This window comes from Acidisoma sp. 7E03 (assembly GCF_054665075.1).
The window spans coordinates 35,099-61,466 of sequence record NZ_BAAFHE010000009.1 but is presented as its reverse complement, the minus strand read 5'-3'; the positions used below and the strand labels follow the sequence as shown (position 1 = coordinate 61,466).

Below are 26,368 nucleotides of genomic sequence, written 5' to 3'. Positions count from 1 at the left end.
GTCCGACGGGACGCAGTCTAGGGACTTCGTTCGTTGCGAGTCAACAACAAGTCGCGACGGGCCGCGAGGCCCGAGCCTGGGCCTCGGGGTGACCGGTCACCCGCGCTAGCCAGTAGAGTTTGGCGCCGTCGATGCGCCCGTCGCGGAAGCGGATCTTCACGTGATGCGGCAGGCAGAACAGGCTTCCCTCCCCCGCCGTCGCGCGCGCCGTGGTGAGGGACCGAAGCGCCGCCGCCTCGGCCGGCGTCACCAGTGCCAAGTCGGCCAGCAGGCGCAGCACGGTCCCGATGCGTGCTGCGGCGGCCCGGCCGTCCCGCTGGAAGAGGTTGATCTCGATGGCGAAATCCCCCTGCGGCCGGTCGCCGATGTCGAGGTCGAGCATCAGGGAATTACCCAAGGCGATCAGATCGCCGAAGCGGGCGAGCGTGGCCTTGAAAGCGGTAGCCTCCCTCTTCAGGCCCGAGACGGCGAGCAGGGCCCCGAGATGCGCCGCATCGTCACAGCGCCAGCAGCTGCGCAGCGGCAACACCTCACCCGGCTCCGCCCGCGCCGCCATGTAGCCGATATGGCCGAGCAGCAGCGGCGCCGCGCGGAAGGCGGGACCGGCGCGTCCAAGCCAGGCGGCGAAGCGCGCGATCGCCGTCTGCAGATCGGGAAAGACCGCAGCAGTCTCGGCCAGCGGCTCCAGCGCGGCACCCGGCCGCAGCGCGATGAACAGCGAGGGGGCATCGAGGTCGGATGCCTCGGGCGCCAGATCGAATTCGAACCACATCATCAGGCAGTCCGCCCAGAGCGCGCCTTCGCCGGCCACAAGCTGCCGCTGCCAGGCCTGCAGCAGGGCGCCTGCTTCCTGCCAGACGCAGCCGGGCTGCACCCGTGCATGCGCGGCCCAGGCGGCCAGGGTGCCGTCGGCCGCGGTGATGCTGCTGACGATGTCGCAGCGTCGCGCCGCGAGGCCGAGATGGCATTCGAGAAACAGCCGGTTGGCGCGCGGAACGCCCGCGAGACGCCGCTGCCATGCTGGCCAGGCGTCGCGCCCGATCCAGGGCGTCAGATGCGGCTCCAGCGCGGCACCGAAGGCTTCGCCCGTCAAGACAGGCGCACCCGGCATGTCAGTGCCGGGGCGTCGCGTTGGGGAAATGCACCCAAAAGACCAGCACCACCTTCTCCCCCCGGCTGACCGGCAGGCCGGCATGCAGCTCGGTCGGCAGGAAGACCAGCACCCGGCCCGGCGCCGGCCGGCAGTGATAATCGAGCCCCGGAAAGGCCGTTTCGCCGCCGAGGAAATCGTCGTTCAGGTAGAGAATGACGGTGAAGGCCCGCTCGGCATTGCCGCGATGCGTATCCGTATGCGGCTTGAACTCCCCGCCCTCCGGATAGCGGATGATCTCGGCGCCGCCGATGTCCTGGAAGGACATGCCGAATTCGGTGGAGACGAAGCGGCAGACGGCGGCACTCACCTCGCTCAGCACCGCGCGCGTCACGGGTTTCGGCCGATCCGCGATGTCCCGCAGCCGGATCCGGCGCGCATTGCGCCGGTCGGGGTCGATCACGCCCAGGATGTCCGTCTGGCCCGAGGCCGTCTTGCGCGGCACGGCGATCTGCGCCTGGTCCCAGGGGTCATCCGCGCCGAATTCGGCGAGCACCGCCGCCGCCCGCGCCGCGGGCAGCAGATCCGCGACATAGGTGGAGGGCGCAACCTCGACGAAGGAGGCGCCCTCCGCGCCGCCCGGCCCGGGCGCGGGCATCGGCACCGCGCGCTGCTCAGCCTCGTTCATGACCTGGCCTCACTGGGAAGGACGCGACGCCGTGTCGCTTCAGTTGGTCCAGGTCGTCATCGTCTCGCCGTCCTCGTCCGCCAGCTCGTCGCAGCTCGCGATGTTGAGCTTGCCGAGCAGTTCGCCGCTGATGGCGATACCGTGGCTGGCCAGAAGATCGGACATGGCCTTGGCGAATTGCAGCCGCACGCGCGGAATGCGCGCGAGTTCCCGGCGAAGATCGCCGATCTGGTCGATCGGCTTCTGGTCGAGCGCCGGCAGATCCGTGGTCGTCAGATCGGTGATCATGAGCGTTTTCCCCTCTGTCGCATGAAGCTGTTCACGCCGCAGCTCTGCGCGAAGGGCCTGACGGCGGGCGCGATGCTGCTTGGACGGGGGAACCATAAGCGGCGGGGCAGCCTCCCGCAAGTCGTTTCTTTATCGATTTGATTGGTGGCCGCACGGCAGGAACGGCGACGCCCGGGGCGCCGCCGTACTCGCCAGGGGGCCGCTCAGTAGTGGTTGCCGAAGAGGAGGATCAGGATGAGGACGACGATGAGGAAGGTGCCGAGCCCGCCCATGCCGTAGCCGTAATGCGGCCGGTCCCGGTAGTAGCCGCGGCTATAGCCGTAGCCGCCGCCCCCGAGCACGAGAATGAGGAGGATGATGACGATCAAAAGCAGCATGAGGATTCTCCGATCGCAGGCCGCCTGGCGCGGCGGCCCTCTTGTCCGACACATGGCGTCGCAGAGGGCGGCGAGAAGAAGGTGAGGCTCCGCACGAAAAAGTGTGCGCAGTGCGGGATGTCCCGCCCGAAGCGCCGGGCGGCCCTTGGCAGCGCGTCCGCGCCGCGTCAGAACGGCATCGCAACACCCACACACCGCAGAAGAGGCACGGCGCGCCCATGGGGTCTTCCGAGAATGACCAGATCGCGGCAGGCGCTCTGCCACCCGCCCTGCCGGAGGCCATCGGCTGGCGTGTGACCGCCATTCTCGGCCTCACCTGCATCGGCGCCTTCATCGGCCAATTGGATGCGAGCATCGTGCAGCTCGCCTTGCCGCGCCTGGCCCGTGTGCTGCGCATCCGGCTGGAACTGGTGAGCTGGGTCTCCCTCGCCTATCTGCTGGCCTTCGCGGCCAGCCTGCCGCTCTTCGGCCGGCTGTGTCAGATCCACGGGCGGCGCGGCTTCTACATCCTCGGCTATGGGCTCTTCGCCGTTTCGAGCGCGCTCTGCGGCCTAGCCTCGGGCATCGGCTGGCTGACCGGTTTCCGCATTCTGCAGGGGATCGGGGGCGCCATGCTGGGGGCGAACAGCATCGCCATCCTCATCGCCACCGTCTCCGGCGCGCGACGGGCGCGGGCGATGGGGTATTTCGCCGCTGCACAGGCACTCGGCATCAGCCTCGGCCCCGTCGTCGGCGGCCTGCTGCTGCATGCCTTCGGCTGGCGCGCCGTCTTCTGGGTGACGGTGCCGGCAGGCCTTCTCGGCGCCGGCCTCGCGGCGCTGCTGCTCGACCGGGATGCGCCGCAGACACCCGGCCGTCGTATCGACTGGGCAGGCGTCGCGCTGCTCACCCCCGCCATCCTGCTCACCGTCCTCGCCTTGAACGAGGCGGCGCTCTGGGGCCTCGCCTCGCTGCGCTTCCTGGGCGCGATCGGCATTGCCCTCGGCCTTGTCCTTGTCTTCCTGCAGCAGGAGCGGCGCAGCGCCGCACCGCTGATCAATCCGGCGCTGCTCGGCCACCGCCGCTTCCTGCTCGGTGCCGGTGCCGTGGCGCTCGGCTACGCCCTGCTCTACGGGCTCTTCTTCGTCATGGCCTTCGCCCTGGTGCGCGGCTACCACGAGAACGAAGCCGCGGCCGGGCTGCGCATGGCCGTGGTCCCCGTCGCGATCAGCTTGGTGGCACCCTTCAGCGGCGGCTTTGCAGCCCATCGTGGCCCGCGCCTGACCGCCGCTTTCGCCATGATCCTCTGTGCCGCCGGGGTGATGCTGCTCGCGCTCACCGCCGATGCACGGCAGCTGACGGACCCGCAGGCCCTGGCCATGCTGGCGCTCTTCGGCGCCGGGCTCGGCCTGCACATCGCCCCCAGCAACCATGAGGCGATCGCCCTCGTGCCGCAGCCCCTCGCCAGCGAAGCGGGCTCGCTGCTAAACCTCGTGCGCATCCTCGGCACCAGCCTCGGCGTCGCCTCGGCGACCGCGACCCTCTCCTGGGCCGTCTCGGCCGTCACGCAGAAAGAAGACGGCCCCTTCCTCATCACCGGCCATCCGATCCTGTCGGCGACGGAGGCGAATTTCGCACTGCTGCTGGGCTTCGTGCTGCTCGCCCTGGTCGCCTCCTTCCTGCGCGATGCCGGGCGCCGGATCGGCGCGGCCTAACCGGCCTCGGCCTCCAGCCGGTGGTAGCCGCGCCAGCGGTAGATCGCGGCCGACAGCACCCAGGCGCCAGCGAAGATGGCGATGATGAGATAGCCGATGGTGCCGAACTGGTCGTTCAGCGCGCCGATCGCGGTCCAAAAGGGCCCTTGCAGCGCCAGCTGGTCCGCGACCAGGCCCAAGGTCTCGATCCCGCCGATGATGACGGCGACGAGCACCGAGACGAGCGTGATGGTCAGGTTGTAGTAGAGCTTGCGCAAGGGGCGGATGAAGGCCCAGCCATAGGCGCCGAGCATCAGGATGCCGTCCGTCGTATCCACCAGCGCCATGCCCGCGGTGAACAGCGCCGGGAAGACGAGGATGGACCAGATCGGCAGGCCCTGCCCCGCCTGAGCGGCGGAAATGCCGAGCAGGCCCACCTCCGTCGCCGTGTCGAAGCCGAGGCCGAAGAGCACGCCGAGCGGATACATATGCCAGCTCGTGCCGATCAGGCCGAAGAGCGGGCGGCACAGCCGGGCGATCAGCCCGCGGCCTGCCAGCAGCCCCTCGATCTCCGCCTCGTGCAGCGGTGCGCCGGCCTTCACCGCCCGGAACTGCCACCACAAGCGCCACAGGATGACACCGTTCATCGCCGCGATGGCGAGCAGGAAGGTGGTGGAGACCAGCGTGCCGACCAAGCCCCCCCAGGCATGGAAGGCCGCGATCCGGCCCTTGAAAGCGGTCGCCGTCGCGGCGATGGCGATGCTGGCCAGGACGACGATGGTGGAATGGCCGAGGGAGAAGAAAAAGCCGACGGAGACCGGGCGCTGCCCCTGCTGCATCAGCTTACGTGTCACATTGTCGATGGCGGCGATATGGTCGGCATCCACCGCATGGCGAAGCCCGAAGCTATAGGCCAGCAGCGCGGTGCCGAGCAGGACGGGATGGGTGCGGAATAGAAGGAGGGCGGCAGCCCAGGCCCCGAGGTTGGCGGCGATCAGCAAAAGGTAGAGACCGCCCGCGCGGCGTCGCGCGCCCTGCCCTTCACGGCCGCTGAGGACAGCGACGAGATTACGCACCATACCCTGCCCCATGCTCGGCCGATGGAGCATCCTAGTGGCCTGAAAAGACGGGTGTCCAGCACGCGGAGCCGGGTCCCGCGGCCTCAGCGGGAGGCCGCGCCCAGCACCTCGGCCAGCACCTCGGTCAATTGCAGCGGCGTATAGGGTTTTTCGAGAATGACGGTGAACAGCTCGGCGCGGCTGCGCGCCAGATGCGCCTGCGCGCCGCTGACCAGCACGATCGGCAGCGCCTTAAGCTCCGGGTCGCTACGGATGGTCTCGGCGAGTTCCACGCCCGTCATTAGCGGCATCATGTAGTCGGTGATCAGAATGTCCGGCCGGAGATCCCGCACCAGTTTCAAGGCGCCCCGGCCATGGGCCGCGGTGCGCACCTCATGCCCCGCGTCGCGCAGGAAATCCGCCATCATCTCGGCGATGAGGAACTCGTCCTCGGCTAGAACGATCATCGCCATGGTTCGGCGCTCTGGGCGAGAGTGTCCACCGTCGGCTCTCAGTCCAGCGTTCCGTGGGGACCGTCGACCTGGTCGAGGCCGATCGTCACGTCGCTGATCCGTAAGCCGCCGCTGCCGAAGACCACCTCATGCATCGCCGGCTGAACGGCACAGTCCCGCATCTTCAGCACGGAGAGCAGGCGCTTGTACTGATGGTCCACCGGGCGGGAACGCAGCAGCATGAGATTGTCGAGGATGCTCGAAATCTCGATGGTCGGTGCGAAGGGTTCGCTGCCGAACAGGCTGCGGATCTCCCAGGTCGCGACCGCAGTGACACCGAGGGACCGCAACTCGTTCGCGATGCTCGCCAAAAATTCGAGCAGGCGTTCGCGCTGAATGGCCGCCCGCTCGAAGGCGCCGAGGGAGTCGATGAACAGCCGCTTGACCTTCCGCCGATGCACGGCCTCCAGCAGTTCGTGGCCGAGCTGGTCCATCAGGTTTTCGCCGAGGGGGTGCCACAGGATTTCGAGCGCCTTGGAGTCGACGAGCCGGTCGAGGTTGAGGCCGAGCGCGCGGGATTTGAGCAGGAGACGCCCGGGCGTCTCATAGAAGCCGAAATGCAGGCCCGGGCACTCCTCGGACGCGCCCTGCAGGAAGCTCAGGCCGAAGGAGGTCTTGCCCGAGCCGGAGGGGCCGAGCAGCAGGGTGATCGATTGGAGCGGCAGGCCACCGCCGATGAGACGGTCCAGCCCCTCCACCCCGGAGGAGAGCGGCGGGCCATCCTCGGGCTCGGTCTTGCCCGTGGGCAGTGCATAGGCGGCCTCGATGCGCGGATAGACGGTCACGCCGTCGTCGGTGATTTCGAATTGGTGGCTGCCGCCGATGGAGGCGCTGCCGCGGGACTTGCGCACCTGCAGGGAGCGGATGAGGCGGGAGCCCGCGAGATCCGCCTGGAGATCGATCACCCCGTCCACCATCGTGTGCTCCGGGCTGTCGTCGGCGAGGCGGGTGCTGGTGAGGAAAAGCACGGTGCAGCCGACGAAGGCCGCCTGGTTCTGCACCGCGGCGACGAAGGTCTTCACGTCCAGATCCGTTTCGGCACGATCCCGCGCGTTGAGCAGCCCGTCGAACACGAGGAGGCTCGCATTCTGCCGCTTCGTCTCGTGGCGCAGAATGTCGACGACCGCCTGCAGGCCCTCGTCGCGCAAGGTCTGGAAGACGCTGACGTAGCGGATTCCGGACGAGAGCCGCTCCCGGTCGAAGAAGCCCAGCGTGCCCAGGCTCTGGAACAGCCGCTGGTGGGTTTCGGCCAGCAGCGTGACGTAGAGCACACGACCGCCGCGGGCGGCATGGGCGAAGGAGACCTGGTTGCAGAAGATCGTCTTGCCGGCACCGGGGCGGCCCTGAATGATGTAGGACGCGCCTTCCACGAAGCCGCCGTCGAGGATGCGGTCGAGGCCTGGCACGCCGGACTCAATTCTCAACAAACGTTCCGGCAACAGGCCTGCTCCTCGCTCGACGACGTGCGGTCGCGGCGGGACCCCGTCCCAGCGCATGGCCGCACCGCGACATTTATGCGGGAGCCTTCCTAAAGCCAAGCGACCGCAAGGTTTTTTCCGCAAACGAAAGCGCGATGACGGGCTGGGCCGCGGCCGCCGCCGATTGACGCCGCACCGGCGCTCTTGTCCTGTCCACGGTGAAGTCATTGCGCAGGAGCGTCATCAGCATGTCGGACGAGACGAAGACCTGGCGGGGCCAGTGCCATTGCGGCGCCGTCCGTTTCGAGGCCAGGCTGAGCGATGGGCTGGCCACCGCCCGGCGGTGCAACTGCTCCTATTGCCGGATGCGGGGCGCCGTCGTCGTGAGCGCCGAGACGGACGGCATCACGATCCTGCAAGGCGAAGATGCCCTCACCCGCTATCGTTTCAACACCGGCGCCGCGCAGCACTTCTTCTGCAAGCATTGCGGTATCTACACGCATCACCAGCGCCGCTCGAACCAGAACCAGTTCGGCGTCAACGTCGCTTGCCTGGACGGGCTGAGTCCCTTCGACTTTCTCGACCTTCCGGTGCATGACGGCATCAACCACCCGAACGACAATGGCGGCGTCTCCCGCCTTGCCGGCACGCTGCGTTTCATTCCGGCGGAAGGCTGAACCGTCCGGTCAGGGGGCTTCGGCCAGGATGAAGCGCCGGCTGGGCGTCATGTTGGTCGGGATGGCGGAATAGACGTCCTTCACCGCCTCGGCGATGGTGACGCCGCAGAACTGCGGCGTCGCCCACCGCCCCACGCGCTCGAAGAAGCGGTTCGAGCGCAGGACCAGCCGCAGGTCGCAGGGCGGCATGCAGAGGGCGATGTCCCGCCGCTCCACCCGGAACATGCTCGCGGCGAGCAGCCGGCCCACCTGGCCGGCGGAATAGGGCGTGCCATGGCCGAAGGGCGTGTGCTCGAAATAGGCCCACATGCCCCGGCGGTTCGGCGTCACGACGATGAGCTTCCCGTCGTCCTTCATCACCCGCCATACCTCGCGCAGCATGCGGCGGGCGTTCTCCGCGCCTTCCAGCCCGTGCACCAGCAGCACGCGGTCGAAGACGGGCCCCGGGAAGGGCAGCGCATCCTCTTCCGCCATGCAGGTGAGGTTGAGGCCGCCCACCGGCCAGCGCGCGGCGCCGAGCTGCGCCGGCGTCACGGCGATGGTGCGCTGCGCCTCCTCCCGCCAGCCGCGCAGGTAGGGCGGCGCATAGCCCAGGCCGAGGACGGCCTTGCCCGCCATGTCCGGCCAGAGAGCCGCAATCCGTTCGCGGATGAGGCGCGCCACGACCACGCCCTGCGCGGTCCCATAGAAATCGGCTGCAGCGTGAACGTCGAGTGCCATCGGCGCCAGCATACACGGAAGGACAAAGGCCCGCGATGCGGCTCTTTTGTCTCACGAAGGAGCATTCACCCTCCGGCGGGGCGATGCTAGGCTCGTCCGATGACACTCACTCCCATCCCCGTCCCGATGCTTTCCGACAACTATGCCTGGATCCTGCGCGACGACGCCTCCGGCGCCCTCGCCTTCGTCGATCCGGCGGCTTCGGAGGCCGCGATCGCCGCCGTCGCCCAGCTCGGCGGCACGCTCGATCTCATCCTGCTGACCCATCATCATGACGATCACATCGCCGGCGCCGAGGCGCTGCGCGCCCATACCGGCGCGCGCATCGTCGGCAACGCGGCCGATGCCCATCGGCTGCCGCGGCTCGACATCGCGGTGAACGAGGGCGACCACGTCACCTTCGCTGGCCATGCGGCGCAAGTGATCGACACGCCGGGCCACACGGTGGGCCACATCGCCTATTTCTTTGCGGATGGGCCGGTTCTCTTCTGCGGTGACACCATGTTCAGCCTCGGCTGCGGCCGCATGTTCGAGGGCACGCCCGAGCAGTTCTTCCAGAGCTTCCAGAAGATCGCCGCCCTGCCGGAAGAAACGCTGGTCTGCGCCGGGCACGAATATACGCAGTCCAATGCCCGCTTCGCGCTCTCTATCGACCCCGAGAACGCGCTGCTGCGGGATAAGGCGGCCGAGGTCGACCGTATGCGCGCAAACGGGCTGCAGACACTGCCCGTGCGCCTGGGGGACGAGCTGCCGGTGAACCCCTACCTCCTGGCGGCGGACGCCGCTTCCTTCGGCCGCATCCGCGCCATGAAGGACAATTTCAAGGGCTGAGCCCCCGACCGCGCCCCCGCCTGCCAGGAGCAGACCGACGATGAAACTCTTCTATTCCGCGACCAGCCCCTTCGTACGCAAGGTCCTGCTCTGCGCAGCGATCCGGGAGCTCGACGCCCGGATCGAGCGGGTGCCGACCGCCGCCTTCGATTCGCCGCCCGACTTGCTGGCAGCCAATCCGCTCTGCAAGGTCCCCTGCCTAGTCACCGATGACGGCGAAGCCCTCTTCGACAGCCCGGTGATCTGTGAATATCTCGACAGCCTCGGCGATGCGCCGCCGCTCTTTCCGGAGCACGGCGCACGCTGGCAGGCCCTGCGGCTGCAGGCGCTGGCCGACGGCATGATGGATGCCGGGGTTCTTGCCCGCGTCGAGAGCTTGCGGCCCGAAGAGCCGGCGCGCAGCGCCGCGATTGCCCGGCAGCTTGCCGCCGTCACCCGCTCGCTTGCCCTGCTGGAGACCCATCCGCCGGCAGAGGCGCATCTCGACATCGGCAGCGTCTCGGTGGTTTGCGCGCTCGCCTATCTCGACTTCCGCTTCGCGAGCCTCGACTGGCGGGCCGGCCATCCCCGCCTCGCACACTGGTTCAGCGCCTTTACGGCGACGCTGCCGGGATTTGCCGCGACCGAGCCGCCGGTCTGAGGCGATGGGGCTCGATCTGACCTGGCCGGGCCTCGAGGCCCAGGCGGTGATCGACGGTCTCGGCCTGCAGCCGCATCCCGAGGGCGGCTTCTACCGGGAGGTCTATCGCGACGGGGATCTCGAGCACCGGGGTGCCGCGACCGGCATCTATTTCCTGCTGCCGCAGGGCGTCGTCAGCCATTGGCACCGCGTGGACGCCGTCGAAGTCTGGCTGTGGCATGCCGGGGCCGGACTGTCCCTGGAAATGGCGGGGCCTGGGGAACGGGCAGCGGTCCATCTTCTCGGGCCCAAGCTCGATCGGGGGGAGGCGCTGCAGCGCAGCGTGCCCCAGGGCCACTGGCAGCGGGCTGAAAGCCTCGGCGCCTGGACCCTCGTCTCCTGCATCGTGGCGCCGGCCTTTCTCTTTTCCGGCTTCGAAATGGCTCCGCCGGGCTGGACCCCGCAGGGCGAGGCCCCTGCGGGCGACGCTCCTCCGGGCTGACACGGCCGCGCCGCGGTGCTGCCGCAAAGCGCCGGCAAGAGCGGCGCTGCGGTTTTCCCTCTGGAGCGCTTGCCCGTGCCCGGCATCATGCTATCCCCTGGCAGAATGATCACCGATTCGTCATCGGCCGCCGCCGTGAGCCCCGAACTCTCCATCGTCGTGCCCTGTTACAAGGAGCGGCCGAACGTCCGCCCGATGGTGGAGCGCGTCGCCGCCGCGCTGCCCGGCGTCGCTTGGGAAATCATCTTCGTCGATGACAACAGCCCGGACGGCACGGCCGAGGAGGCGCGCGGCATCGCGCGGCACGACCCACGGGTGCGCTGCATCCGCCGCATCGGCCGGCGCGGCCTCTCCTCCGCGGTGATCGAAGGCGCGCTCTCCTCCTCCGCCGATTTCGTCGCGGTGATGGACGGGGACCTGCAGCACGACCAGACGGTGCTGCCGACCATGCTGGCCTGCCTGCGCGAAGGCGCGGCAGACGTCGTCATCGGCAGCCGCCACGTCGATGGCGGCTCGTCCGAAGGCCTCTCCTCGGCCATGCGGCATCGTATCTCCAATGCCGGCATCGCCGTCGCGCAGTATTTTCTGCCGATGCGCATCGGTGATCCGATGAGCGGCTTCTTCATGATGCCGCGCGCCCGGTTCGAGGCAATCGCGCCACGCCTCTCCGGCCAGGGCTTCAAGATCCTGCTCGACCTCATCCTCTCAGCACCCGAGCGCCTGCGGGTGCAGGAAATCCCGTGCCAGTTCCACAAGCGCGAAGCCGGCGAGAGCAAGCTCGACGCGCTCGTCATGGTACAGTTCGGCGCCCTGCTGCTGGACAAGGCGCTGCGCGGCTACGTGCCCTTGCGCTTCGTGGCCTTCGCGCTGGTGGGTGCGCTCGGCATCGTGGTGAATCTCGCGGCGCTCTGGGCGGGCCAGGGCCTCGGCATGGGCTTCGTCGCCGCCGAGATCATCGCGACGATCCTCGCCATGCTCTTCAATTTCCAGCTCAACAACCGGCTGACCTATCGCACGCACCGGCTGCGCGGGCCGAAGCTGCTGCGCGGCCTCATCCTCTTCATGCTGGTCTGCGGCCTCGGCGCCATCGCCAATGTCGGCATCGCGACGGCGCTGTTCTCGCCCTTCCACGACAACGGCCTCGCCGCCGCGGCCGTGGGTGCCGCCGTCGGCGTGGTGTGGAACTACGCCGTCTCCTCCACCCTCGTCTGGCGCACCGTCTGAACCCCAGACGCGCGCAAGGGAGGGGTGGTGCGTCCCGCGGCGCTCCGGCATAGCGGCGCCATGCCGCACCCGCCCGCCGCCCGCGCAGAGTCCCGCGCCTTTCTTCTCGCCCTGATCGGCCTGACCGCGCTCCGCCTGGGGATGGCGGCGGTCGTGCCGGTGTCTCCGGACGAAGCCTATTACTGGGTATGGAGCCGGGCGCCGGCCTGGAGCTATTACGACCACTCCTTCATGGTCGCCGTCTGGGTGCGTATCGGCACCTGGTGCTTCGGTCCGACTCCGCTTGGCCTCCGCCTGCTCGGGCCTCTCTCCGCCTTCGGCGCCTCGCTCCTGATCCTCGATGCCGCGCGGCGCCTCGGCGCAGGGCGCGGCTATGCGGCAGCCCTCCTGCTCAACGCGACGCTCCTCCTCGGCGCGGGCAGCATTCTGATGACGCCGGACACGCCGCTGCTCTTCTTCTGGACGCTGACGCTCTGGGCCATGGCGCGGCTCGTCGCCGGCGGCTCCGGCTGGTGGTGGCTCGCGGCCGGGGTCGCGGCCGGCCTCGCCCTCGACAGCAAATACACCGGCGCCCTGCTGCTGGCCGGCGTCGGCCTCTGGTGCCTGCTGCTGCCCGCCGGCCGACGCCATCTGCGCGACCCCCGCGCCTGGGCCGGTCTCGCCCTCGCGTTGATCCTCTTCCTGCCGGTGATCCTGTGGAACGCCGACCATGCCTGGGTGAGCTTCATCAAGCAGGGTGGACGGACGGGCAATTTCCAGCCGAGCCGCGCGCTGCAATTCCTGGGCGAACTGATCGGCGGCCAGGCGGGCCTCGCCACCCCCATCATCTTCGCGCTCTGCGCCTGCGGCCTCTGGGTCGAGACGCGGCGCGTGATCCGCACGCGGGATCCGGTCGCCGGGCTCCTCGTCGCCTTCGGCCTGCTGCCCGCGCTCGTCTTCGTCCAGCACGCCCTCGGCGCCCGGGTGCAGGGCAACTGGCCCGAGATCCTCTATCCCGCCGGCGTCATCGCCGCCGCCCGGCTTCCCGCCTGCCGCCGCTGGCTGAAGCCCGGCCTCGTGCTTGGCTTCGCGCTCACCCTTCTCGTCTACGTCCAGGCGCTCGCGAGCCCCCTCCCGATGGGCGGGCCGAGCGACCCGACGATCCGCCTGCTCGGCGGCTGGCGGCAGCTCACCCAGGCGGTCGCGGCACGCGCAGAGGCGGCCGGTGCCCGCTTCGTCGCGGTGGACGAATACGGCCTCGGCTCGGAACTCGCGCTCCGATTGCCGCGGGGCCTACCGGTGATCAGCGACGAGCCGCGCTGGCTGGTCTTCGCCCTACCGCATCCCGAGACGAGCCTGCCACCGGGCACGCCCGGCCTCTTCCTGCGCACCACCCGACGGCAGGACGCGCCGGACACGCGGCCGTGGAGCCGGATGACCAAGCTCGGCACGCTCAATCGCGGCCGCGGCGCGCGTATCGGCGAGCGCTACGACCTCTACGCCGTCACCATCGGGCCGGACGGCCCACCCCTTCTCACCCGCCTGCCTTCCGGAGCCGCACCGTGATCCTGCCGACCCTCGACGATATCCACGCCGCCCAAGCCCGCACGCGGGGCCGCCTGCGCGAGACGCCGCTGCTGCGCAGCGCGGTGCTGGACCGTGCCGTGGGCGGCACCGTGCTGGTGAAGGCGGACAATCTGCAGCACACCGGCAGCTTCAAGCTGCGCGGCGCGATGAATGCCGTGCTCGCGCTGGCGGAAGCCGGGCATCGCGGCCCGGTCGTCGCCTTCTCCTCCGGCAATCACGCCCAGGCGGTGGCCTATGCCGCGGCGGCGGCCGGCCTGCAGGCGACCATCTTCATGCCGGCCGATGCGCCCGCCATCAAAACCCGCATGACCAAGAGCTGGGGCGCCCGCGTCGTGCCCTTCGACCGGCTGCGCGATGACCGGGAGGCGATGGCCCGCGACGAGGCCGCGCGAACCGGTGCTGCCATCATCCCGCCCTATGACAAGCTGGAGGTGATCGCGGGCCAGGGCACGGCCGGGCTCGAAATTGCGGAGGCTGCGGCCGCGATGGGGGTGACGCCCGATGCCGCCCTGGTGCCGGTCTCCGGCGGCGGCCTGCTCGCCGGCGTCACGCTCGCGCTGCAATCGCGCTTTCCGGGTGCCGCGACCTATGCGTTGGAGCCCGAGGGGCGCGACGACATGCGCCGCTCCCTCCTCTCCGGCGTGCGGGAGCGCAATGGCGAGGGCGGCTCGACGCTCTGCGACGGCCTGCTGTCGCCGAACCAGGGCGAGATCACCTTCGCGGTGAACAAGGATCGTGTCGCGGGCGGCGTGGTGGTGACGGACGAGGCCGTGCTGCGCGCCATGGCCTTTGCCTTCCTGCATCTGAAACTGGTGGTCGAACCTTCGGGCGCGGTCGGCCTGGCGGCGCTGCTGTCCGGCGCCTTCGACGGGCGCGACCGTACCACGGCGATCGTGCTCTCCGGCGGGAACGTCGACCCTGCAACCTTCGAGCGGGCTCTGGCCTATGCGGGAGAAGTGTGAGCGCGAGGGAAAACCTGGACAATTGGGACAATTGGGACAATATTGCGATCTTGTCTAGGGAGGTCGAGATGGGGAAGGCTGCGCGATCCCGGACACTTTTGACCGTGAGCCGTAAGCATGGTTCGGCCGTCAAAGACGTGAAAACCGGCAGCAGTAAAGCTCTGAAGCCCGCTAAAATCCTAGCCAAGAAGATCGTGTTGCCGCGTGCAGGCAAAAATGCCGCCACAATAGCCAAGAAAGCCGCCGCGGTGCCGGTCCTCGGCAAAATGGCTGTGAAGTCCCACCTGACGAAGTCGTCAAAGCTTCGGCTAGTCAGGGGAAAAACACTTGTCCCGGCAAGGCAGGGCATCAAGCCAGGCGGCGACTCACGCGATGGGGCCGGCTTGGGTGAACTGCTCCGCCTCGAAGAGGGACAACGGCAACTTGACGCCTATGGCACGCCGACGCCACTCGAAAGCTGGGCGGGTCCGGTCGCCGGCGCCGGCGACATTCAGCGCCTGCTGGGCGTCCCGCGGCAGACGCTGAGCAACTGGCGTCTCGCCAAGGCTGCGATCGGGTTGCTGAAGGGACAGCGCAATCTGGCCTATCCGCTCGATCAGTTCGTCGATGGTCGTCCGGTCGAAGGGCTGGCGCGCATCGTGGAGGTAGCCCCGAGCGCGCGCGCCGCGTGGCTTTGGTTGCGCCAGCCGCATGCAGCCTTGGGCGGCAAGACGCCGCTAAGTGTTCTGAAGCACGGTCAAGCCGGCACCGTCGCGTTGGTGGCTGAGCGGGATTTCCTCTGACCGATGCGGCTGGACCTCCGGGCGATCGAGCCGTTCACCCGGAGGTTTACCCCACGCTCCTTTCTTCGCGTTCTGCCCACCCCCCACAGCGGCACGCCGCTCGGCATGGGCTACGGAAAAACTCGCTTCGCCAGTGCAGATGACCGCTTCAAGTTGCTGTATCTTGGCGAGGATTTGGCGACATGCATCGCCGAAGCGATCATCCGCGACCGCTTCGAGGGTGCGACCCAGCGCGTGATGACGCGGGAGGAGCTATCGGGCTGGGCGGTCTGCGAGGTCTCCGCCCTTATGCCTCTCACGGTCTTGGACCTGCGCGGCGATGCCTGCTTCCGGCTGAACATATCAACCAACATTGCGTGCGGAAAAGCCCAGGAGGAGGCTCGCGTTCTAAGCAGCGCCGTTTACGAGAACACGACCCTCGATGGTATTCTCTACAAATCCCGTCTGCGCAAAACCCAGGACTGCATCGCGGTCTATGACCGCGCGGTCGAGGCCAGGCTAAAGGCATCAGCCGCCGTTCCGTTGGAAACCCTGGCAGCGCTGGTGCCTGCTTTGAAGACCCTTGGCCTGATTCTGATCTAGGCCCACGCCCTCAGTCAGGGAACGGCTCTCATCGTCCTAGCCCAATCAATGACGCCCTCGTTAAGCCGCGCGGCGGGCCGATGACGGTCGCGCAGCCTGGCAGGCGGGCTGCTGGTCGGCTTCCTCGATCTCGAACTGGCGGATGAGACCGGCCAGCGTCTCGGCCTCGCCCGCCAGGGCGTGGCTCGCAGCGGTTGTCTCTTCCACCATCGCGGCATTCTGCTGGGTCATGCGGTCCATCTGGTTCACCGCCGTATTGATCTCGGCGAGGCTCGACGCCTGCTCCCGCGCCGAGGCGGCGATGCCGAGGATCAGTTCGTTGAGGTGCGACACCTGCTCCGCGATGCGCGTCAGCGCCTCACCGGTCGCGCCGACGGCGCGGACGCCGTTCTCCACCTCGGTGTTCGAGGCAGCGATCAGCGCCTTGATCTCCCGCGCCGCATCGGCGGAGCGCTGGGCGAGTGCCCGCACCTCGGTCGCGACAACGGCGAAGCCGCGCCCCGCCTCCCCGGCCCGCGCCGCCTCCACCCCGGCATTGAGCGCCAGCAGATTGGTCTGGAAGGCAATCTCGTCGATCACGCCGAGGATGTTGCCGATCTGGCGGGAGGAGGATTCGATCCCCTCCATGGCGCGCACCGCATCGTCCACCACGGCGCCGGACCGCGCGGCATCCTTCTGCGCACGCTCCACACGGTCTCGCGCACCCTCCGCATTCTCCGAGGTCTGGCGCACCGTCTCGGTGATCTGGCCGAGAGCCGCCGCCGTCTGCTCCAGGCTCGCCGCCTGCTGCTCGGTCCGACGGGACAGGTCATCCGCCGCGCGGGTGATCTCGCCGGAGGCGCCGGAGACGGCGGCGGTGGTTTCGGTGATGGTGACCATGGTCTCCTGCAGCTTCTCCATGGTCTCGTTGAACTCGCGGCGCAGCGGCTCGAACTCGGCCGCAAACGGCTCCTCGATCCGGTAATGGAGGGCGCCGCTCGCCAGATGGTCCAGCCCCTTGGCGATGCCGGAGACCGCCTGGGTGCTGCGCGCCGTCGTCTCCTGCTGATGTGCGAGCTGCCGGTTGCGCTCCCCCTCCGCCTGCGCCCGCGCCTCGGCCGCCTCCTGCTCGAGCCGCTGCTTTTCCAGCCCGGCATCGCGGAACTGGGCGAGAGCCCGGGCGATGGCGCCGATCTCGTCGCGCCGATCGTCGCTTTCCGGCGTCACGTCGTAGTTCTGCATCGTCAGCGCCTGCATGATACCGATCTGCCGATTGAGCGGCCGCACCAGCCAGCGGCGGGAGCCGAGAATGGCGAGCAGGATCATGACGGCGAGGCCGCCGATGATGGCGATCCAGCTGACGATGATGGTGTGCGCGGCATGGCGCCCGGCCGCGGCCTGGATCGCCGCCGCCTCTTGCGCGATCGCGCTGCTCTCCGCCAGCACCGCCGTCTCCAACGCGCCAAAGCCCGGCTTGCAGTTCACGTTGTACATCATCTGCGCGAGCGAGAAGCCGCTCGCATCGGTCGCCTGCACGCCGGAGTCGATGGCCGGTTTGCAGGCGTGGGAGACGAGATCGTCGAGCTTGGCCTTCAGCGCGGTGATGGCGGCTGCCCGCTCCGGCAGGCGCGCGGCTGCCTCGTCGAAGAGAGCATTGGCCTTCGCGACATAATCCGGCACGGAGGCGGCGGCTGCCATTTTGGTCGGATAGTTCGGATCGGTGACCACGTCGAGCGTCGCAACCTCGACATGCAGGACCGCGTTGACGCTGCGGCTGATGGCATTGCGCGCCCCCACCGCCCCCGACAGAAGATTGCCGTAGAGCCCGTCCAGCGCCCGCATCTGCCCATTGGTGTAGACGGCGACGCCGATCACGAAGACGCCGAAGAGCGCGATCAGGCAGAGGATTTTTTTGACGACGGAAAGATTCTTGATCATGGCCCGCTCTCGCTCCGGGCGTGGCGGCAGACCACGCAACCGGGCCATTCTGTCGGCCGGGCCCTGACTATTTTGTGTACAAATCGTCTAAATTTACTGAATGTTCGTTGCGCAACAAACCTGACCGGCGCGGGCCGCCACCCCGCGCCGACGAAAAACCCCGGAAGGCGATGCGTCTTCCGGGGTCGTTTGCGTCACTCTTCCCAATTCTTGGGCTTGTGGAACTCCAGCGGCGGCAGGCGGAAGATCTTCACCCGCGCCCATTCGCGCATGTACTGGAAGCAGGCGTAGAGCATCGGGATCACGAAGATGCCGACGAAGCTTGCCGCGATCATTCCGAAGAAGACCGGCGTGCCCACCGAGCGGCGGCTGATCTGCGCCGCGCCCGTCGCCATCACCAGCGGCACCAGGCCGAGGATGAAGGCGAAGGAGGTCATCATCACGGCGCGGAACCGGAGCCGCGCGCCGGCGACGGCCGCGTCGCGGATCGGCACGCCCATCTCGCGCTGCTCCTTCGAGAACTCGACGATCAGAATGCCGTTTTTGGCGGCGAGCGCGATGAGCGTCACCAGGCCGATCTGGGCGTAGAGGTTGAGCGGCAGTTGCGTGACGGTGAGGCCGATGAAGGCGCCGAGACCCGCGACCACCACCGAGATCAGCACCGACATCGGGATGGTCCAGCTCTCGTAGAGCGCGACGAGGAAGAGGTAGGCGAAGAGCACGGCCAATGCCAGCACCACACCGGTCTGCCCGCCGGCCTGGATTTCCTGATAGGCGGTGCCCGTCCATTCGTAGCTGTAGCCGGCCGGCAGCACCTTGTTGGAAATCTCCTCCATCGCCGCCAGCGCCTGGCTGGAGGAGACCCCCGGCTGGGGCGAGCCGTCGATGGTGATGGAGCGGACGTTGTTGTAGCGGGTGATGACCTGCGGTCCGGTCACGATGTGCATCGAGGCCAGGCTGCGCAGCGGCACCATGGCACCGCTCGCGTTGCGGACGTAGATCTTCCAGATGTCGTCCGTGGTCGCGCGGTCGCCGGCCTCGGCCTGGATGTTCACCTGCCAGACGCGGCCGAACAGGTTGAACTGGTTGACGTAATAGCCGCCCATCGTCGCCTGCAGCGTCGTGAAGATGTCGCTGATGGAGACGCCGAGGGCTTCCGCCTTGTCACGGTCGATGTCGAGATAGATCGAGGGATTGCCCGCCGAGAAGGTGGAGAAGACGCGGGTCAGGCGCGGGTCCGTATTGGCGGCGACGAGCAGGCTGCCGAGGACGGACGCCATGTCCGCAGGGTCCTGCCCTTCGAGCGCGTCGAGCTGGTATTCGAAGCCGCCGCCGGTCGACAGGCCGATGATCGGCGGCAGGTTGAAGGGGAAGACGTTCGCCGACATGATCTGCTGCGACTCGCCGAACATCTGGCCGATCAGGGCCTGCACGCTGTTCGCCGCCCCCACGCGGTCGGCGAAGGGCTTGAGGCGCGCGACGACGAAGGCGCCGTTCGGCTCCGCCGCGCCGTCCAGGATCGAATAGCCGACGATCGAGATGGTATGCGCAACCTGCGGCATCGCCTTCAGCAGGCCGGCGACGCGGTCCACCACCTCCTGCGTGCGGTTGATCGAGGCGCCGTCCGGCAATTCCACCGCGGTGAAGAAGGCGCCCTGGTCTTCTTCGGGTAGGAAGCCGCCGGGCGTCTTTCCGGCGAGGAAGACGAGCCCGCCGCCGACGATGAGCAGCAGCGGCACCACCAGCACGGCGAAGCGCACCAGCCGGCTCACGGTATGCCCGTAGCCGTTGCGCACGCGGTCGATGCCGCGGCTGAGGCGCGAGAAGGGACCCTTGCTGGTCTCCTTGTTCTTCACCGGCCGCAGGAACAGCGCGCAAAGCGCGGGCGAGAGCGTCAGCGCGTTGGTCGCCGAAATCAGCATGGTGACGGAAATCGTCACCGCGAACTGCTTGAAGAGCTGGCCGGAGAGGCCGGGGATGAAGCCCACCGGCACGAAGACCGACAGCAGCACCAGCGAGATCGCGATGATCGGCCCGATGATCTGCCGCATGGCGAGCTTCGTCGCTGCCCGCGGGTCCATCTCGGGATGCTCCTCCATCACGCGCTCGACGTTCTCCACCACCACGATCGCGTCGTCGACGACGACGCCGATGGCGACGACGAGAGCGAGCAGCGAGATGGTATTGGCGGAGTAGCCGAGCGCCAGCATCACGGCGAAGGCGCCGATGAGGCTGACCGGCACGGCGATCGTCGGAATGATCGTCGCGCGGATATTGCCGCCGAGGAAGAGGAAGACGACGAGCACGACGAGGATGAAGGCCTCGACGATGGTGCGGATGACCTCGTGCACCGTCTCGTTCACGAAGTCCGAGGTGTCGTAGATGACCTGCGCCTTGAGCCCCGAGGGGAAGCGCTTGGACAGGCCGTCGATCGCGGCCTTCACCCGTTGCGAGGTCTCCACCGCATTGGCGCCGGGTTCGAGATAGATGCCGATGCCGAGCGCGGGCGCACCGTCCAGCTGGTCCTGCGTCGCCTGGCTTTCGGCGCCGAGGGCGATGCGCGCCACGTCCCGCACGCGCAGGATCGAGCCGTCGGAATTGGCGCGCAGGATGATGTCGCCGAACTGCTCCGGCGTCACCAGGCGGCCCTGGGTCTGGATGTTGAGCTGATACTGCTGCTCGTTGCCGATCGGCTTGGCGCCGATGGTGCCGACCGCCGCCTGCGTGTTCTGGGCCTGGATGGCGTTGATCACGTCCTGCGGCGACAGGCCGAGCTGGGTCAGGCGGTCCGTGTTCATCCAGATGCGCATCGAGTAGTTCTGCGCACCGAAGAGGAAGGCCTGGCCCACACCCGGCGTGCGGGACAGCACGTCGAGCACGTTGATGGTGATGTAGTTCGAGATGAAGAGCGGCGTCAGGCTCTTGTCCGGGCTCGAAAACAGCACGAACTGCAGCACGGCGGAGGATTTCTGCCGCAGCTGCACGCCTTCCGCCTGCACTTCCGGCGGCAGCTGGGACAGCGCGGAGGCCACCCGGTTCTGCACGTTGACGACGTCGATGTTCGGGTCGGTGCCGAGGGCAAAGCTGACGGTCAGGCTGTAGCTGCCGTCATTGCCACTGTAGGACCGCATGTAGATCATCTTGTCGGCGCCGACGATCTGCGCCTCCAAGGGCTGAGCGACGGTTGCCTCCACCACCGCCGCCGAGGCGCCGGGATAGCTGGTCGTGACCGAAACCTGCGGCGGCACGATGTCCGGGAACTGGGCGACCGGAATGCGCGTCAGCGCAATCAGGCCGGCCAGCGTGATCAGCACCGCGATGACGATGGCAAGCCGCGGGCGGTCGATGAAGATGGCGGAGAACATGCTAGGTCAGCCCTGCCTCAGCCGCCCGTCGCGTCGGACTGCGAAGGCGGCATCGTCGGTGCAGTATAGGGCACGGGCTTCACCGGGGCGCCGGGATGCACGCGCTGCACCCCGTCCGCCACCACCTGGTCGCCGGCCTGCAGGCCGTTCGCGATGACGGCGAGCAGCGGGTCGGGCGACTGGCCGAGGGTCACGTTGCGCCGCTCGGCGACGTTCTTCGCGTCCACCACATAGACGTAATAGCCCTGCTGGTCGGCGAGCACCGCCGGGCGCGGCACGGTCACGCTCTGCACCGGGTTAGCGGATTGCAGGATCACCGTCACGAAGCCGCCGTCGACCAGGGTGCGGTTGGCGCCGGAATCGGTCGGACCGCCATGCGCCGGATTGGGGATCGTCGCGCGCAGCTCGATCGTGTCGGTCGAGGCACTGACGCTGATGTCGGAGAAGTCGATCTTGCCGGTCTGGTCGTACATCTGGCCGTTGGGCAGCTTCACCTTGACCGTGAGCGCGCCGAGGCCGCCCTTCCCCGCATATTGCTGCTGCAGCTTCATGACCTCGACTTCGGAGACCGGGAAGGTGACGTATTCCGGGTCCTGGCTGACGACGGTCGCGAGCGCCGAATCCGTGAAGGCGACGGTATTGCCCGGATCGGTCGCGACGCCGATGCGCCCGTCGATCGGCGAGGTGATGGTGGTGTAGCCGAGGTTGATCTGCGCGGTCTTCAGCGCCGCTTCGGCGACCAGCAGCTGGCCCTGGCTCTGGCCGGCGCTGGCGACGTCGTTGTCGACGGTGGAGCGCTGGCCGGCCGGGGTGTTGAGCAGGGTTTGCGAGCGCGAGAGGTTCTGCTTGGCGTTTTTCAGCGCCGCTTCCGCCTCGATGAGCTGGCCCTGGGCCTGCAGCACCGCCGCCTGGTAGGGCGGCTGTTCGATGACGAAGAGCTGCTGGCCCTTCTTCACCTCGTCGCCTTCCTTGAAGTCCCGCTCCTCCAGGGTGCCGGTCACGCGGGCACGGATCGTGACCTTGCTGATCGCCTGGACGCGGCCGATGTACTGGCTCGTCAGATAGATGGGGGTGAGCGCCGCCTTGGTGACGCCGACGGCGGGCGGGCCACCCGGCCCCATCTGGGCGCGCGCCTGCGTGGAGGCGCCCGCGAGCAGGCCTGCGATCACCATCGCGGAATACCGAAGTCTCATCAGGTTATCCCTGGGCTGAAGCCGAAAGCGGCGGTCCGGGGGCCGCCATCCCGATCCCGCCTATCTACTCTGGACAGGCGATTACGGATCATTAAACCGATTTTGAAGCGTGGTGACCGGGCGGTCAACGGGGGCGCGTGCAACACTGGACGATGACAGCTATCTCGGCAACCGACGCCGCCGGTCATTGACGGCCCGGCTGGATGCGGGGAAAAGCCGCGCATCCAGCCGTGAAATGGCGGCTGAGCTTCGGTTTCGGCGTCAGAAAGGTGCGGTCCATGCAGCGGGTCTTTTCCGGAATCCAGCCCTCGGGCATTCCGACGCTCGGCAACTACCTGGGCGCGATCCGCAACTGGGTGGCGCTTCAGGATGGGCACGACTGCCTCTATTGCGTCGTCGATCTGCATGCCATCACCACCTGGCAGGACCCGGAGGTGCTGCGCCGGCAGACGCGGGAGATGGCGGCCACCATCATCGCCTGCGGCGTCGACCCCGAGCGGCACATCCTGTTCCACCAATCCGCCGTACCCGCCCATGCACGCCTTGCCTGGATCTTCAATTGCGTCGCCCGCATCGGCTGGCTGAACCGCATGACCCAGTTCAAGGACAAGGCGGGCAAGGACCGGGAAGCCGCCTCCGCCGGCCTCTACGTCTATCCGAACCTGATGGCGGCCGACATTCTCGCCTATCACGCGACGCGCGTGCCGGTGGGCGATGACCAGAAGCAGCATCTGGAGCTTGCGAACGACATCGCGCAGAAGTTCAACCACGATTACGCGGTGAGCTTCTTCCCGCAGATCCAGCCGATGATCATGCCGGAAGCCGCGCGCGTCATGTCCTTGCGCGACGGCACCAAGAAGATGTCGAAATCCGATCCCTCGGATCAGAGCCGCATTAACATGAGCGACGATGCCGAGACCATTGCCGCCAAGATCCGCCGCGCGCGCACCGATGCCGAGCCGCTGCCGGGCGAGGCCGCCGGGCTCGAAGGCCGGGCGGAAGCCCGCAACCTCGTCGGCATCTACGCCGCCCTCTCTGGCATGAGCCAGGAGGCGGTGCTGAGCCAGTTCGCGGGTCAAGGTTTCGCGACCTTCAAGAACGATCTCGCCGACCTGATGGTGGAGAAGCTCGGGCCGATCGCAGCCGGAACCCGGCGCCTGCTCGCCGATCCCGGCCATATCGACCGCATCCTCTTCAGCGGCGCCGCCCGCGCCGCCGCGATCGCCGATCCGATCGTCGCCGAAGCGGAACGACTGGTCGGATTTCTGCAACCCCCGGCAGTGTAAATCGCCGGCGAGATAAGGTATCCAGAGCGCATGGACGCGACCCCTGCCCCTTCCGCTTCCGCGCGCACGGCAAGCCTCACGCGCCGCACCTCCGAGACGGAGATCACCCTCCAACTCGACCTCGACGGCACCGGCCAGGTGCGGACGGAGACCGGCATCGGCTTCTTCGACCACATGCTGACGGCCCTCGGCCGCCACGCGATGTTCGATCTCGAGGTGACGGCGAAGGGCGATCTGCACGTGGACGATCACCATACGGTGGAAGACGTCGGCATCGTTCTCGGCCAGCTCATCCTGAAAGCGCTCGGCGAGAAGCGCGGCATCACCCGCTACGGTCAGGCGCTGGTGCCGATGGACGAGGCGCTTGTGGAATGCGCGATCGACCTCTCGGGCCGCGCCGCCCTCGGCTGGCAGGTTGCCTTCGCCACCCACAAGATCGGTACCTTCGACACCCAGCTGGTGGAGGAGTTCTTTCGCGCCCTCTCCGCCAACGGGCTCTTCAACCTGCATCTGATCGCCCGCGCCGGGCGGAATGACCATCACATTGCCGAAGCCTGCTTCAAGGCGACGGCGCGGGCGCTGCGCATGGCGGTCGGGCTCGATCCCCGCGCGGCCGGCGCCATCCCCTCCACCAAGGGGTCGCTGGCGGGATGAGGATCTACACCGCCCATCTCAGGCATGGGGAGATGCCCCGGCTAGTGCGCGAGGGCTTCTCTCTCGGCGCCTTCCTCTTCGGCCCCTTCTGGCTGCTGGCCCATCGCGCCTGGATCGCGGGTCTGATCGCACTGGTCGTGCTCGCAGCCCTCTGGGCCTTCGTCCTGCACTGGCCCGGTGCGACCCTGCCCGGCGTGCTGCTCGCCGCCTATGCGCTCCTGATGGGGCTGACCGGGCGGGATCTCTGCCGCTGGTCCCTCGCCCGGCGCGGCTTCTCTGAGACCTATGTGGTCGCCGCCCGCAATGCCGAGGCCGCCTTCGCCCGCCTGCTCGACCGCGACCCGACCCTCGCTGCGGAGGATCTCGTATGAAGATCGCGGTTGTCGACTACGGCAGCGGCAATCTCGCCTCCGCCTCCCGCGCCGCGGCGCTCGCCGCCGAACGCGCGGGCCTCGATGCGACGGTGCAGGTGACGAGCGACCCCGCGGACATTCGCGCGGCCAGCCGCATCGTGCTGCCGGGTCAAGGTGCCTTCGGGGACTGCATGGCCGGGCTCGAAGCGGTGCCTGGCCTGCGCGACGCACTCGAAGAGACGGTCGCCGCAGGCACGCCCTTCCTCGGCATCTGCGTCGGCATGCAGCTGATGGCCGAGCGTGGGCTGGAATACGGCGCGACCGAAGGACTGGGCTGGATCCGCGGCGAGATCACCCGCATCAACGCGCCCGGCCTGCGGCTGCCGCAGATGGGCTGGAACGGGCTCGACTTCACGCCCGGTTCACATGCTCTGTTGGAAGGTTTGCGTCCCGGCGATCATGTCTACTTCACCCATAGCTTCGCCTTGAGCAGCGGCCGGGAGGAGGAAATCCTGGCGACCACCGACTATGGCGGCCCCGTCGTCGCCGTGGTGGCGAAGGGCAACCGTGCCGGCATGCAGTTCCATCCCGAGAAAAGCCAGGAGGTCGGCCTCACCATCATGCAGAACTTCCTAACATGGGCGCCCTGATGGCGATCGCCGAAGGCCAGGCCGGCGGCGGCGAGAGCCTCGAGACCGACGAGGCGGCCCCACCGCTCCCGCGGCCTCAGCTCACGGTCGAGCGTATCACCGCCTTCACCGAGGAAGATCTGCTCGCGCTCTGCGAGGCGACGGACGCCGCCATCATCGACGGCGGCGGATTCGGCTGGCTGCAACCGCCTGGACGGCAGGTTCTGGAAAGCTATTTCAAAGGCTTGCTGCTCGTTCCTGAAAGAGAGCTTTATGTTGGGCGGGTGGACGGCATCATCGTCGGCTCCGCCCAGCTGGTACGCCCGCCGCGCAACAACGAAGCCCAGGCGATGGCGGCGACGGTGACCCAGGCCTATGTCGCGCCCTATGCCCGGCGCCTTGGCCTCGCCCGCATGATGGTGCAGCGGGTGGAGGAGCGGGCCCGCAACATGGGCTACCAGATCCTCAACCTCGACGTGCGCGAGACCCATCACGGCGCCATCGCCCTCTATGAGAGCCTCGGCTACATCCGCTGGGGCACGCATCCGGCCTATGCCCGCCTCGCCGGCCAGCTGGTCGCCGGCGCCTATTTCTACAAGCTGCTGCGGAAGAACTGAGCCACCCCATGCCCGCCCTCACCCTCTATCCGGCGATCGACCTCAAGGGCGGCGCCTGTGTGCGGCTGCGCCGTGGCGACATGGACCAGGCGACGGTCTATGGCGACGATCCCGGCGCGCAGGCCGCGGCCTGGATCGCGGCCGGCTGCAGCTGGCTGCACGTCGTCGATCTGGACGGCGCCTTTGCCGGTCGTTCCGTGAACGGCGCTGCGGTGCAGGCCATCCTGGCGAGTGCCCGGGCGCCCGGCGTGCCGGTGCAGCTCGGCGGCGGCATCCGCGAGATCGCCCAGATCGAAGCCTGGCTCGGGGACGGCGTGTCCCGCGTCATTCTCGGCTCGGTCGCTGCCAAGAACCCGGCACTGGTGCGCGAGGCCTGCCGCCTCTTTCCCGGGCGCATCGCCGTCGGCATCGACGCGCGGGACGGTTTCGTCGCGACAGAAGGCTGGGCCGAGACCTCGGCGCTGACCACCGCCGACCTCGCGCTGCGCTTCGAGGATGCGGGGGCGGCCGCCATCATCTTCACCGATATTGGGCGGGACGGGATGCTGGAGGGGCTGAACCTGGAGGCGACCGCCGCCCTCGCCCGCGCGGTGACGACGCCGGTCATCGCCTCGGGCGGGGTCGGCGCCCTCGCGCATCTCGAAGCGCTGCGCGCGACGGCCGAGGACACGCCCGGCATCACCGGCGTCATCGTCGGCCGCGCGCTCTATGACGGGCGTATCACCCCGGCTGAGGCGCTGCGCGCCCTCGCCTGAGGCGGGTGGCCGTTGAACGGTTAAGGGTTA

The 26,368-nt window shown here is 68.3% G+C and carries 25 protein-coding genes and 1 pseudogene; 15 read left to right on the top strand and 11 right to left on the bottom strand.

The window, feature by feature from the left end:
- Window positions 1-40: 40 nt before the first annotated feature.
- From ACYQ6W_RS14795 to ACYQ6W_RS14780, 4 genes are all read right to left on the bottom strand, one after another.
- Window positions 41-1,111 carry a hypothetical protein gene (locus ACYQ6W_RS14795; RefSeq protein WP_459676326.1) on the bottom strand — a complete coding sequence of 357 codons (1,071 nt, stop codon included), beginning with the start codon at window positions 1,109-1,111 and terminating at the stop codon, window positions 41-43.
- A 1-nt stretch (window position 1,112) separates the two neighbouring features.
- On the bottom strand, window positions 1,113-1,778 hold the full coding sequence (locus ACYQ6W_RS14790) for a prolyl hydroxylase family protein (RefSeq protein ID WP_459676325.1): 666 nt from the start codon (window positions 1,776-1,778) through the stop codon (window positions 1,113-1,115).
- A 39-nt stretch (window positions 1,779-1,817) separates the two neighbouring features.
- Window positions 1,818-2,066, bottom strand: coding sequence for a hypothetical protein (locus ACYQ6W_RS14785; RefSeq protein ID WP_459676322.1), 249 nt, complete (start codon window positions 2,064-2,066; stop codon window positions 1,818-1,820).
- Between the two features lie 203 nt (window positions 2,067-2,269).
- Window positions 2,270-2,443, bottom strand: a complete 174-nt coding sequence (locus ACYQ6W_RS14780; RefSeq protein WP_459676319.1) for a DUF3309 family protein — start codon at window positions 2,441-2,443, stop codon at window positions 2,270-2,272.
- 218 nt (window positions 2,444-2,661) lie between these two features.
- Here ACYQ6W_RS14780 and ACYQ6W_RS14775 point away from each other — a divergent pair, with 218 nt between their 5' ends.
- Complete coding sequence (locus tag ACYQ6W_RS14775; protein WP_459676318.1) at window positions 2,662-4,137, top strand: MFS transporter; 1,476 nt, start codon at window positions 2,662-2,664, stop codon at window positions 4,135-4,137.
- On the opposite strand, the gene ACYQ6W_RS14770 is transcribed toward ACYQ6W_RS14775, so the two are convergent.
- From ACYQ6W_RS14770 to ACYQ6W_RS14760, 3 genes are read right to left on the bottom strand one after another with little or no spacing between them, the layout of a single operon-like run.
- Entirely contained in the window at window positions 4,134-5,225 is a 1,092-nt protein-coding gene (locus ACYQ6W_RS14770) for a HoxN/HupN/NixA family nickel/cobalt transporter (RefSeq protein ID WP_459676316.1), read from the bottom strand. The genes ACYQ6W_RS14775 and ACYQ6W_RS14770 overlap by 4 nt on opposite strands.
- Window positions 5,226-5,278: 53 nt before the next feature.
- Window positions 5,279-5,647 (bottom strand): response regulator, encoded by a 369-nt coding sequence (locus tag ACYQ6W_RS14765; RefSeq protein ID WP_459676315.1) that lies wholly within the window; start codon window positions 5,645-5,647, stop codon window positions 5,279-5,281.
- Between the two features lie 38 nt (window positions 5,648-5,685).
- Window positions 5,686-7,110 carry an ATPase domain-containing protein gene (locus ACYQ6W_RS14760; RefSeq protein ID WP_459676314.1) on the bottom strand — a complete coding sequence of 475 codons (1,425 nt, stop codon included), beginning with the start codon at window positions 7,108-7,110 and terminating at the stop codon, window positions 5,686-5,688.
- A 242-nt stretch (window positions 7,111-7,352) separates the two neighbouring features.
- On the opposite strand from ACYQ6W_RS14760, the gene ACYQ6W_RS14755 reads away from it, so the two are divergent.
- Window positions 7,353-7,781: a GFA family protein gene (locus tag ACYQ6W_RS14755; RefSeq protein WP_459676313.1), complete on the top strand. Its 429-nt coding sequence runs from the start codon at window positions 7,353-7,355 to the stop codon at window positions 7,779-7,781.
- Between the two features lie 9 nt (window positions 7,782-7,790).
- On the opposite strand, the gene ACYQ6W_RS14750 is transcribed toward ACYQ6W_RS14755, so the two are convergent.
- On the bottom strand, window positions 7,791-8,501 hold the full coding sequence (locus tag ACYQ6W_RS14750; RefSeq protein ID WP_459676311.1) for a class I SAM-dependent methyltransferase: 711 nt from the start codon (window positions 8,499-8,501) through the stop codon (window positions 7,791-7,793).
- Window positions 8,502-8,600: 99 nt separating this feature from the next.
- Here ACYQ6W_RS14750 and gloB point away from each other — a divergent pair, with 99 nt between their 5' ends.
- The 8 genes from gloB (at window position 8,601) to ACYQ6W_RS14710 (ending at window position 15,569) form a co-directional block, all read left to right on the top strand.
- Window positions 8,601-9,332, top strand: a complete 732-nt coding sequence (gene gloB / locus ACYQ6W_RS14745) for a hydroxyacylglutathione hydrolase (protein WP_459676310.1) — start codon at window positions 8,601-8,603, stop codon at window positions 9,330-9,332.
- 40 nt (window positions 9,333-9,372) lie between these two features.
- Entirely contained in the window at window positions 9,373-9,972 is a 600-nt protein-coding gene (locus ACYQ6W_RS14740) for a glutathione S-transferase family protein (protein WP_459676308.1), read from the top strand.
- A gap of 4 nt (window positions 9,973-9,976) precedes the next feature.
- Entirely contained in the window at window positions 9,977-10,453 is a 477-nt protein-coding gene (locus ACYQ6W_RS14735; RefSeq protein ID WP_459676306.1) for a cupin domain-containing protein, read from the top strand.
- A 105-nt stretch (window positions 10,454-10,558) separates the two neighbouring features.
- Window positions 10,559-11,677, top strand: coding sequence for a glycosyltransferase (locus ACYQ6W_RS14730; RefSeq protein WP_459676305.1), 1,119 nt, complete (start codon window positions 10,559-10,561; stop codon window positions 11,675-11,677).
- 27 nt (window positions 11,678-11,704) lie between these two features.
- Window positions 11,705-13,222: an ArnT family glycosyltransferase gene (locus ACYQ6W_RS14725; RefSeq protein WP_459676304.1), complete on the top strand. Its 1,518-nt coding sequence runs from the start codon at window positions 11,705-11,707 to the stop codon at window positions 13,220-13,222.
- A complete protein-coding gene (locus tag ACYQ6W_RS14720; RefSeq protein ID WP_459676303.1) occupies window positions 13,219-14,205 on the top strand; it encodes a threonine ammonia-lyase in 987 nt (328 codons plus the stop codon). Before ACYQ6W_RS14725 ends, ACYQ6W_RS14720 begins: the two co-directional genes overlap by 4 nt.
- A 68-nt stretch (window positions 14,206-14,273) precedes the next feature.
- Window positions 14,274-14,987 carry an antitoxin Xre/MbcA/ParS-like domain-containing protein gene (locus ACYQ6W_RS14715; protein WP_459676302.1) on the top strand — a complete coding sequence of 238 codons (714 nt, stop codon included), beginning with the start codon at window positions 14,274-14,276 and terminating at the stop codon, window positions 14,985-14,987.
- A 3-nt stretch (window positions 14,988-14,990) separates the two neighbouring features.
- A complete protein-coding gene (locus ACYQ6W_RS14710) occupies window positions 14,991-15,569 on the top strand; it encodes an RES family NAD+ phosphorylase (protein ID WP_459676301.1) in 579 nt (192 codons plus the stop codon).
- Between the two features lie 60 nt (window positions 15,570-15,629).
- On the opposite strand, the gene ACYQ6W_RS14705 is transcribed toward ACYQ6W_RS14710, so the two are convergent.
- The 3 genes from ACYQ6W_RS14705 to ACYQ6W_RS14695 form a co-directional block, all read right to left on the bottom strand.
- On the bottom strand, window positions 15,630-17,486 hold the full coding sequence (locus ACYQ6W_RS14705; protein ID WP_459676299.1) for a methyl-accepting chemotaxis protein: 1,857 nt from the start codon (window positions 17,484-17,486) through the stop codon (window positions 15,630-15,632).
- Window positions 17,487-17,680: 194 nt separating this feature from the next.
- Window positions 17,681-20,851 carry an efflux RND transporter permease subunit gene (locus tag ACYQ6W_RS14700; protein WP_459676298.1) on the bottom strand — a complete coding sequence of 1,057 codons (3,171 nt, stop codon included), beginning with the start codon at window positions 20,849-20,851 and terminating at the stop codon, window positions 17,681-17,683.
- Window positions 20,852-20,868: 17 nt separating this feature from the next.
- A complete protein-coding gene (locus ACYQ6W_RS14695) occupies window positions 20,869-22,044 on the bottom strand; it encodes an efflux RND transporter periplasmic adaptor subunit (protein ID WP_459676297.1) in 1,176 nt (391 codons plus the stop codon).
- A gap of 278 nt (window positions 22,045-22,322) precedes the next feature.
- Here ACYQ6W_RS14695 and trpS point away from each other — a divergent pair, with 278 nt between their 5' ends.
- From trpS to hisA, 5 genes and pseudogenes are all read left to right on the top strand, one after another.
- Window positions 22,323-23,330 carry a tryptophan--tRNA ligase gene (gene trpS, locus ACYQ6W_RS14690; protein WP_459676295.1) on the top strand — a complete coding sequence of 336 codons (1,008 nt, stop codon included), beginning with the start codon at window positions 22,323-22,325 and terminating at the stop codon, window positions 23,328-23,330.
- Window positions 23,331-23,360: 30 nt separating this feature from the next.
- Window positions 23,361-23,984 (top strand): imidazoleglycerol-phosphate dehydratase HisB, encoded by a 624-nt coding sequence (gene hisB / locus ACYQ6W_RS14685; RefSeq protein WP_459676292.1) that lies wholly within the window; start codon window positions 23,361-23,363, stop codon window positions 23,982-23,984.
- Between the two features lie 32 nt (window positions 23,985-24,016).
- Window positions 24,017-24,355, top strand: coding sequence for a DUF2628 domain-containing protein (locus ACYQ6W_RS14680; protein WP_459676290.1), 339 nt, complete (start codon window positions 24,017-24,019; stop codon window positions 24,353-24,355).
- Window positions 24,352-24,987, top strand: coding sequence for an imidazole glycerol phosphate synthase subunit HisH (hisH, locus tag ACYQ6W_RS14675; RefSeq protein WP_459676288.1), 636 nt, complete (start codon window positions 24,352-24,354; stop codon window positions 24,985-24,987). The genes ACYQ6W_RS14680 and hisH overlap by 4 nt, the downstream gene beginning before the upstream one ends.
- Window positions 24,987-26,338, top strand: a pseudogene (gene hisA / locus ACYQ6W_RS14670) (1-(5-phosphoribosyl)-5-[(5-phosphoribosylamino)methylideneamino]imidazole-4-carboxamide isomerase). The gene hisH and the pseudogene hisA overlap by 1 nt, the downstream one beginning before the upstream one ends.
- The last annotated feature ends 30 nt before the right edge of the window (window positions 26,339-26,368 follow it).